The organism is Comamonas sp. FG99, assembly GCF_057808605.1.
Genome location: NZ_JBMDII010000024.1, coordinates 82,638 through 90,871, shown reverse-complemented (window position 1 = coordinate 90,871; position 8,234 = coordinate 82,638). Strand labels below are relative to the sequence as shown.

Sequence of the window (8,234 nt, the reverse complement as noted above, 5' to 3'; positions counted from 1 at the left end):
CCGTGTGAAAGTAGGTCATCGTCAGGCTTCTACAACCGCAATACCCCCCGCGCCTCATAGGCCGGGGGGTTTTGTCTTTGGGGCGGCTGGAAGAATGAAAACCGTGGGCTCAGAACTGCAGGCGGGTGCCGTCCTGGAACACCAGCAGTTCTCCTGATGCGAACGAGGTCCATTGCTCGTTGCGGGTCAACGGCGCAGTCACGATCACGGCCACCCGATCCGAGGGCGATGTCTCCTGCGAAAAATCGACACTGAGGTCTTCATCGCAGAGGTGGGCCTGGGCGAAGGGGTAGGCGCGCTCCACATAGCACAGATGGGTGGTGGCGTGCGCCCATAGCGCTTCGCCGTTGGACAGCAGGAAATTGAAGGTGCCGTGCGGGCTGATGCGCTGTGCCAGCTCGCGCAGCGTATAGGTCAGCTCCTGCACGCTGGGGGTGCAGGCATGCGACTTCCACAGCTCCTGCATGATCCAGCAAAAGACATGCTCGCTGTCGGTGGTGCCTACCGGGCGGAAGTGGGCATGCAGCGGCGGGCGGAAGTCCTTCAGGTCGCCGTTGTGCGCGAAGACCCAGTTGCGGCCCCAGAGTTCGCGCACGAAGGGGTGGCAGTTCTGCAGCAGCACCTCGCCTTGCGTGGCCTTGCGGATATGGGCGATGACGTTGCGGCTCTTGATCGGGTAGCTGCGCACCATTTCCGCCACCGGGGATTGCATGGCCGGGCGGTGGTCCACCAGGTGGCGCAGGCCGCCTTCCTCGAAGAAGGCGATGCCCCAGCCATCGCTGTGGTGGTCGGTATTGCCGGCTCTTTGCGCGAAGCCGGTGAAGCTGAAGGTGATGTCCGTGGGGGTATTGCAGTTCATACCCAGCAATTGGCACATGGCTGTTCTTTCAATGGCACATCGGTGGATGATAGGCGTGTGCGGCGATCATGCGGCCGAAGCCTGGGCCTTGCCTGAGTTTTTCAGCTGCCATGCGGCCGCTGCCGCCAGCATGCACACCAGCGTCAGGATCCAGAAGGTGTCCCTGAAGCCTGCCAGGCGTTCCGCGGTGCTGATGCCCGGCAGCGGCGACAGCCCGGCATAGTGGCCGGTGCGCCACTCCAGCATGATGCCGCACAGGCTGACGCCGGCGGCTCCCCCCAGCATGCGCACGAAGCTGAAGGTGCTGGAGCCCTGGGAGATCAGGCTTTTTTCCAGCGGGCGTATGCTGCCCAGCGTCAGCGACGGCAGCACGAAGCCCAGGCCTATACGGCCCAGTATCGACAGGCCCACCAGCAGCCATAGCGACGACTCGGGCTGCAGCATGCCAAGCCACACGAAGGACAGCGCCAGCAGGCTGAGCCCGCCGGCCACCAGCCAGTGGATGGGCAGGCGGTCCGCAAGGCGGCCGGCAATGGCGATGGCTCCGCCCAGCACCAGCCCCGACGGCAGCAGTGCGGTGCCGACGACGGAGGGCGAATAGGACAGCCCCAGCTGCATCAGCACCGGCAGCAGGTAGGTGGAGCCGAACAGCGCGACGCCATAGATGAATGCCACGACGCAGCCGACCGCAAAGGGGCGGCACTCAAAGAGGCGCAGGTCCATCAGCGGCTTGCTGCCGCGGCCCAGCAGCCGCCTTTGCCAGGCGACGAAGGCGGGCAGGCAGGCGATGGCCAGGCACAGCAGGATCGTGCCTTCGTAGAAGGATGCGTTGCCCAGCGCCACCAGGCTGTTGAGCAGGGAGACGGTGCCGATGGTGGCGATCGCCAGGCCCACCCAGTCGAGCGACTGGCCGTTGCGATCGGCTTGTGCGCCGCCGGGCGCGGTGACGGGCACATAGCGCAGCGCCAGCCAGATGGATGCCAGGCACAGCGGCACCACCATGAAGAACACCGAGCGCCAACCGAACCAGTCGATCAGCACCCCGCCGACGCTGGGGCCTATGGCCGGCGCCAGCACGATGCCGAGGCCGAAGATGCCATTGGCCCGTCCCTGCTCGTGCGGCTCGAAGGCGTGGAGGATGATGATCGCGGGGATGGGCTGGATCACGCCGGCCGCAAAGCCTTCGGCTACCCGCGCCAGCAGCACCAGGTTGTAGTCGCCGGCAAAGCCGCCGCCGATGCCGCCGGCCATCAGCAGCAGCACCGAGCCCAGGTAGGTGTTGCGATAGCCATAGCGCGACAGCAGCCAGGGCGTGGTGAGCATGGCGACGGTGGTGGCGACCATGAAGGCCGAGGTGACCCACTGCGCGCGCGACTGCCCCAGGTTGAAGTGGTGGCTCATCTCGGGGATGGCCACGTTGAAGATGGTGGAGGAGATGATGGCCGCCATCGTGCCCACCATCGATGCAAACAGCAGCAGCCAGCGAAAGCGCTCGCCATGGCGTTCACGCAAATCCTGCACGGTGAGATTGCGAATCGGCATAGATATTCAGTGCATGAGGACAGGCGCCGCGCTGCGGGCGGCCTGTGCGGTATTCGATTGTGCCCGCACTGCGGGCGGTGCAAGACCGGTGATTTCGCCAGGGGGCTGAGGGCCGGAGCCTGGCGTTATCCGCGATCTGCGGGCAAGGGGGCGGGCTTGCCTGGGGGCGCGGGCGGCTGGGCGCAGGCGGCGCAGATGCAGCGCCGCCCCCGGTGCTGCGGCGCGATGGCAGCCAGCGCCGCGGGCGCGATAGGCGCGCTCATGCACCAGCACTGCCCCGCCGGCAGGCCCTGGGCGATGGCGCATTGGTTGGCGCCGCCGCAGACCGGGCACAGCGATTCGAGGGGAGAGGCAGTCATGCGGCAGCCGGCACGGCCGGGGCGGTCAGCGTGCCGGCCAGCAGTTCCGGCAGCCGCTCTATGCCCATGCGAAAGCCGCAGGCCTGCGCATGGCCGCCGCCGCCCATGCTTTCGGCCAGCGGGATGCAGTTGAATTCGGAGCGCGAACGCAGGCCGACCTTGACGCCTTTCTCGCTGGCGGACCACATCAGCGCAAACGTGCCGCTCTGGCGCGACAGGATGTCGCCGATCTGGCTGTGGAACATGCCGGGGGCGTTGACCATCAGGCCGGCCACGCCGTTGAAGACGATGGGGGCGGCGCCTTCGGCGATGTCGGCGCACAGCTTCTGGAACTTCTCGTCCATGGCGCCGCCGCGCGCGGTGAATTGAACGATCTGCTCCGCGCTGAAGGCCGCGATCTCGGCCCAGCGCTCGAAGCTGCGCGGCTCCATGTCCAGCGCGGCCAGGAAGGCTGCGCTGTCGGGATATTGCCAGCGCCAGATGTCGCGGTCCTCGATATGCAGCACCAGCGCCGGAATGGCCTGGTCGGGGTGGAAGAATTCCCAGGCCAGGCGGGCACCGGACTTGTTCATGTCGAAATGCACGACGCCGCAGCGGCAGCGGTAGCCGCTGAGTTTCTCGGCAGCGCTTTTGTGGTGGTCCAGCAGCACCAGCTTGGCGCTGGCGGCCTCGATGGCCGCGAGCAGTTCCGGGCCAAAGGCAAAGTCGAGAATGTAGACCGCCCGGCCCGCGAGCTCGGGCAGGTCGGCGATGGTCTGCACATCGCCATGGTCCACGCCCCGGTATTCGGCCTTGTCGCCAAAGAACAGCCAGGCCGCCAGCGCCGCGCCAAAGCCGTCGGGGCAGCGGCGGCCATGGTAGATGATCAGGGGATGCGGGTCTTGCAGGTCGGCAGCCACCGGCAGGCGGAGATCGGGCAACAATTTCATGCCGCTATTGTCCTGCGGCGACAATACCCAAGGCAGGCGGGCGGCTAGCCGGTGTTGGCAGGGCCAGCTGGGGCTTCTTCATACCAGCTATGAACGGCTGCCGATTGTTGGAGGCCCGCGGCATCCGTATAGTTTTCAAATGCCGGCCCCAGGGCCGGCCTGTCAGGCAAACCACAGGGGAGAAAGCGATGGAGATAGAAGCGGCCATCCGCAATGGTTGGTATCCGGTCGCCATCGTCGACGACCTGGAGGACGGCAAGCGCTACCAGACGCGCCTGCTGGGCGAGCAGGTGGAATACGGCCGGGATCGCGCCGGGGTTTTCACGGCGCAGCGCGCCGGGCCCGGGGCCTGCCATGTGGCCACCCGTTTGCATACGCACTGGGTCTCGTTGGGCGAGGCGCCGCAGCCGTTTTTCTCGGTGCCCGAATTCGACGAGGCCGAGCGGCGCGTCCTGGGGGCCGGATCCATGCAGGTCCATGTCTCCGGCCTGCGGGCCATCGAGAACTTCCTCGACATGGCGCACTTTCCTTATGTGCATACCGGCTACCTGGGCGAGGAGCCCCATACCGTGGTGGCCGAGTACCGGGTGGAAATCGAGGCCGAGACCAATGAGATCTACGCGCGCGACTGCCGCTTCTTCCAGCCCATGGCCGCCTCTGCGGCAACCGGCGGCATCGATGTGGACTATATCTACCGCGTCGCCCGGCCGTTCGTTGCCATTCTCTACAAGACTTGCCCGCCCCAGCCGGCGCGGCGGGATGTGATCTGCCTGTTCGTGCAGCCGGTGGATGAGGAGTGGTGCGTCGCGCACGTGGTGATGGCCTATCTCGACGATACCTCCAGCGACCGGGACTTGCGGCTGTTCCAGCAGACCATCTTCGGGCAGGACCTGATGATCCTGTCCAACCATCTCCCGCGCACCCTGCCGCTCGACCCGAAATTCGAGATACCCGCGCGCGCCGATGCCATGTCTGCCGCCTACAGGCGCTGGCTGCGCGACAACCGCATCACCTACGGCACATACCGCACGCTCTGAAGCAGGCGTTCTCGACAGGAAAACATGGTGAATACCCCACTGGATCAATGGTACCCGGTAGCGCGCGCAGACGATCTGCCCCTGCACCACGTCTTTCACGGCCAGCTGCATGGCGCGGAACTGGCGCTGTGGCGCGCAGACGATGGCCAGGTCAATGCCTGGGAGAACCGCTGCCCGCATCGCAGCGTGCGGCTGTCGCTGGGCGTGAACACCGGCGCGACGCTGCGCTGCCAGTACCACGGCTGGCAGTACCAGAGCGGCGACGGGCGCTGCATCCGCATGCCTGCCGCCGCCGATGGCGCGCCGCCGCGCAGCCTCTGCGCACAGGCATTCGCCGCCGCGCAGGCGCACGGCTACGTCTGGGTCAACCTGGCCGCGGGGGCCGCGGCCGGGCCTGTTCCCGAGGCCGCGCCGCTGCCGGTGCCACTGTCCGTGCCGTTACGCAGCCTGGTGATCCGGGCGGGTGCCGATGCGGTTGCCGCCGCCCTGGAGCGCTACGCCGAACACGACCCTGATGCATTGCCGCAGAGCCAGAGCGCGGCCCGCAGTGGCAATGCGCTGGATCTGGCATGGGAATCGGCTGGCGTGCGGCAGCGCATCCGCTTCTGGCTGCAGCCGGCCGACGTCCAGCGGACCATCGTGCATGCATCGGCCGAGGCCGCGGGCATGGATGAGCGCACGCTGCTGCATTGGCACAACCGAAGGCTCAGCGCGCTGCGCCGGCATGTGGAGCGCGGCGAAGCGCCGGCGGCTGGTGGGCGGCCGGCAAACGCTCCATCAAACGCTCCGGCAGAGGCGCCGGCCGAGCCTGTCCCGAGGCCTGTGCTCCCGGCCGCGGCACGGGCAAGCTCCGGCCATGCGCTGTTCAAGGCCACGGTGGCCGAACGCTGGGCTGCCGCCGAGGACATCGCCGCGTTCCGGCTGGCGCTGCCGGCGGGTGTGGCGGTGGAGATCACGGCGGGCGCGCATATCGATGTGCACACGCCCGCGGGGCTGGTGCGCCAGTATTCGCTGGTCAACGCGCCGCATGAGCGCGACGCCTACATCATCGGCACCAAGCTGGAGCCGGCCTCCCGGGGCGGCTCCAGCTCCATGCACAGCGCGCTCGCGGTGGGCGACAGCCTGACCGTCTCGCGGCCGAAGAACCACTTTGCGCTGATGCCGGGCCAGGGCGGCCTGCTGATCGCCGGTGGCATAGGCATCACGCCGATCCTGGCCATGGGCGCGGCGCTGCAGGCCGCCGGGCTGCCCTATGCGCTTCACTACTTCAGCCGCAGCCAGGCGCACGTGGCTTTTGGCGAGCGGCTGGCGGGCCTGGAGGGCATCCATGTGCATGCCGGCCTGGCCGTCGAGGCCACCCGCCAAGCCGTGGATGCCGCGCTGGAGAAGGCGGTGAAAGAGCTGGCGAACGGCTGCCAGGTCTACGTCTGCGGGCCGCGGCCGTTGATCGACATGGTGCGCGAGCGTGCCCTGGCCACGGGCATCGCTGAGCAAAGGGTTCACTTCGAGCTCTTTTCGAATGCGGTGTCGCACGAAGCGGACCGGCCTTTCCGCGTTCGGCTGGCGCAGCGCAAGACGGAGTTCACCGTGCCCGCGGGCACGACGCTCGCGGACATGCTCAAGGCACACGGGGTGGCCATCGATACTTCTTGCGAGCAGGGCGTGTGCGGCACCTGCCGCACCGGCGTCATCGAAGGCGAGCCGGAGCACCGCGATGTCTATCTCAGCAACGATGAAAGGCGGGAAAACCGCTGCCTGCTGCCATGCGTGTCGCGCAGCCGCTCGGATCTGCTGGTTCTCGATCTGTAGGAAGTGCCGATGATCACGCTTTACGACTATGAGCTCTCCGGCAACTGCTACAAGCTGCGCCTGTTCATGAGCATGCTGGGCCTTGAATACCGCAAGGTCCCGGTGGAGTTCTTTCCCGGCCAGGAGCACAAGAGCGATGCGTTTCTTGCGATCAATCCGCTGGGGCAGCTGCCGGTGCTCGACGATGGCGGGTTCGTGCTGCGCGATGCGCAGGCGATCCTGAGCTATCTCGCGGCGCGCTACGACAGCAGCGGCCTCTGGTACCCGGTGGCCGATCCCAGGCGCCTGGGCGAGACCAATATGTGGCTGGCCTTCGCCGACAGCATCACCGGCACCGCTTCGGCCGCACGGCTGCACGACCTGCTGCGCTACGACATCGATGTGGAAAAGGCCCGCGCCGGCGCGCATGCGCTCTTTCGCGTGCTCGATGAGCGGCTGTGGTTCTCCGAACGCGAGGACGCGGGCTGGATCTGCAGCGGCGCGCATCCGACGGTGGCCGACATCGCCTGCTTCCCCTACATCGCGCTATCCGACGAGGGCGGCATTTCGCTGATGGACTACCCGGCCGTGCGGCGCTGGATCGACCGGCTCAAGCGCCTGCCGGGATTCATTGTCATGGCGGGCATTTTCCCGGCATCGACGTAGGGCTGCCGGCACTACAATGCGCCCTCGCGCCCGGTGAGGGTTATCTGGCCAAGCATCCCGCCCGCCACGCTGGATGCAATAGCAGGATACGGAGACAGCTTGCACAATGTCGACCTCAAGTCGCTCCAGGTGTTCGCCGCGCTCGTCAAGGAGTGCAGCGTCACGCGAGCCGCACAGCAGTTGAACATGACCCAGTCCGCGGTCAGCCACGCCCTGGGGCGGCTGCGCGGGATGTTCGGCGACCCGCTGTTCGTGTCCATGGGGCGCGGCCTGGTGCCGACGGCGCGGGCGCTTGAGCTGGCAGAGCCGCTGCAGCGCGCGCTGGCTGCGCTCGATGCGCTGGTGCGTCCGGCCGAGGGCTTCGACACGGCCAGTTTCAGCGGCGTGTTCCGGATCGCCATGAGCGACTACATCGGCTTCATCCTGCTGCCGCCGCTGGTCCAGCGCCTTGCGATGGTGGCCCCGGGGGTGGAGCTCGACATCCGGCCGCTCAAGCCGCAGGATGATCTCTTCGCGCTGAAGGATGGCGAGATCGACCTGGTGCTGTGGAACGAGCAGAGCGCGCCGCCGAACTTCTATCTCAGGGAGCTGTTTTCGGATCGGCTCAAGGCGATGGTGCGGATCGGCCATCCCGACATCGACGGCAGCCTGTCGCTGGAGCAGTTCTGCCAGGCAAAGCATCTGCGCGCCAGCAGCATGTATGGCGCGGTGAAGGAGTCGGAGGTCATCGGCAACCTGTATGGCGCCCTGGGAATCCGCGCCCAGACCTCGTTGACCATTCCCCATTTCATGCTCGCGCCCATGCTGGTGTCGCAGCTGGACCTGATCGGCCTGATCGGCGAGCTGACCGCCCGCCGCATCGGCAATGCCTTGCCCCTGCAGATACTGGAGCCGCCGGTGGAGATACGGGGCTTTACCGTATCGCAGGTCTGGCACGGGCGGCGCCACACCGATCCCGCCCACCGCTGGCTGCGCAGCGAGATCGCCCTGGTGGGCGAAGAGATACGGCGCGAGCAGGCCGCGGCGCAGAGCGGCCGGTGAGCGGCTGGCGAGT

At 67.2% G+C, this 8,234-nt stretch carries 8 protein-coding genes; 4 read left to right on the top strand and 4 right to left on the bottom strand.

Annotated features, from left to right (window positions below):
* Positions 1–109: 109 nt before the first annotated feature.
* The 4 genes from ACODRX_RS16845 to ACODRX_RS16830 all read right to left on the bottom strand — a co-directional run bounded on the left by ACODRX_RS16845 (position 110) and on the right by ACODRX_RS16830 (position 3,689).
* Complete coding sequence (locus ACODRX_RS16845; RefSeq protein ID WP_488872682.1) at positions 110–877, bottom strand: class II glutamine amidotransferase; 768 nt, start codon at positions 875–877, stop codon at positions 110–112.
* Between the two features lie 48 nt (positions 878–925).
* Entirely contained in the window at positions 926–2,401 is a 1,476-nt protein-coding gene (locus tag ACODRX_RS16840) for a DHA2 family efflux MFS transporter permease subunit (protein ID WP_488872681.1), read from the bottom strand.
* 125 nt (positions 2,402–2,526) lie between these two features.
* Positions 2,527–2,760 carry a cysteine-rich CWC family protein gene (locus tag ACODRX_RS16835; protein WP_488872680.1) on the bottom strand — a complete coding sequence of 78 codons (234 nt, stop codon included), beginning with the start codon at positions 2,758–2,760 and terminating at the stop codon, positions 2,527–2,529.
* A complete protein-coding gene (locus tag ACODRX_RS16830; RefSeq protein ID WP_488872679.1) occupies positions 2,757–3,689 on the bottom strand; it encodes a DHH family phosphoesterase in 933 nt (310 codons plus the stop codon). The genes ACODRX_RS16835 and ACODRX_RS16830 overlap by 4 nt, the downstream gene beginning before the upstream one ends.
* Positions 3,690–3,877: 188 nt before the next feature.
* Here ACODRX_RS16830 and ACODRX_RS16825 point away from each other — a divergent pair, with 188 nt between their 5' ends.
* From ACODRX_RS16825 to ACODRX_RS16810, 4 genes are all read left to right on the top strand, one after another.
* Positions 3,878–4,726 carry an aromatic ring-hydroxylating dioxygenase subunit alpha gene (locus ACODRX_RS16825; RefSeq protein ID WP_488872678.1) on the top strand — a complete coding sequence of 283 codons (849 nt, stop codon included), beginning with the start codon at positions 3,878–3,880 and terminating at the stop codon, positions 4,724–4,726.
* Between the two features lie 24 nt (positions 4,727–4,750).
* Positions 4,751–6,535 carry a Rieske 2Fe-2S domain-containing protein gene (locus ACODRX_RS16820; protein WP_488872677.1) on the top strand — a complete coding sequence of 595 codons (1,785 nt, stop codon included), beginning with the start codon at positions 4,751–4,753 and terminating at the stop codon, positions 6,533–6,535.
* Positions 6,536–6,544: 9 nt separating this feature from the next.
* A complete protein-coding gene (locus ACODRX_RS16815) occupies positions 6,545–7,180 on the top strand; it encodes a glutathione S-transferase family protein (protein WP_488872676.1) in 636 nt (211 codons plus the stop codon).
* Positions 7,181–7,279: 99 nt separating this feature from the next.
* Positions 7,280–8,221, top strand: coding sequence for a LysR family transcriptional regulator (locus tag ACODRX_RS16810; protein WP_488872675.1), 942 nt, complete (start codon positions 7,280–7,282; stop codon positions 8,219–8,221).
* Positions 8,222–8,234 lie beyond the last annotated feature (13 nt).

Excerpts from the sequence above, each read along its gene's own strand:
- ACODRX_RS16825 (WP_488872678.1), top strand. The coding sequence starts at position 3,878 with ATGGAGATAGAAGCGGCCATCCGCAATGGTTGGTATCCGGTCGCCATC.
- ACODRX_RS16840 (WP_488872681.1), bottom strand. The coding sequence starts at position 2,401 with ATGCCGATTCGCAATCTCACCGTGCAGGATTTGCGTGAACGCCATGGC.
- ACODRX_RS16835 (WP_488872680.1), bottom strand. The coding sequence starts at position 2,760 with ATGACTGCCTCTCCCCTCGAATCGCTGTGCCCGGTCTGCGGCGGCGCC.
- ACODRX_RS16845 (WP_488872682.1), bottom strand. The coding sequence starts at position 877 with ATGTGCCAATTGCTGGGTATGAACTGCAATACCCCCACGGACATCACC.
- ACODRX_RS16815 (WP_488872676.1), top strand. The coding sequence starts at position 6,545 with ATGATCACGCTTTACGACTATGAGCTCTCCGGCAACTGCTACAAGCTG.
- ACODRX_RS16830 (WP_488872679.1), bottom strand. The coding sequence starts at position 3,689 with ATGAAATTGTTGCCCGATCTCCGCCTGCCGGTGGCTGCCGACCTGCAA.
- ACODRX_RS16820 (WP_488872677.1), top strand. The coding sequence starts at position 4,751 with ATGGTGAATACCCCACTGGATCAATGGTACCCGGTAGCGCGCGCAGAC.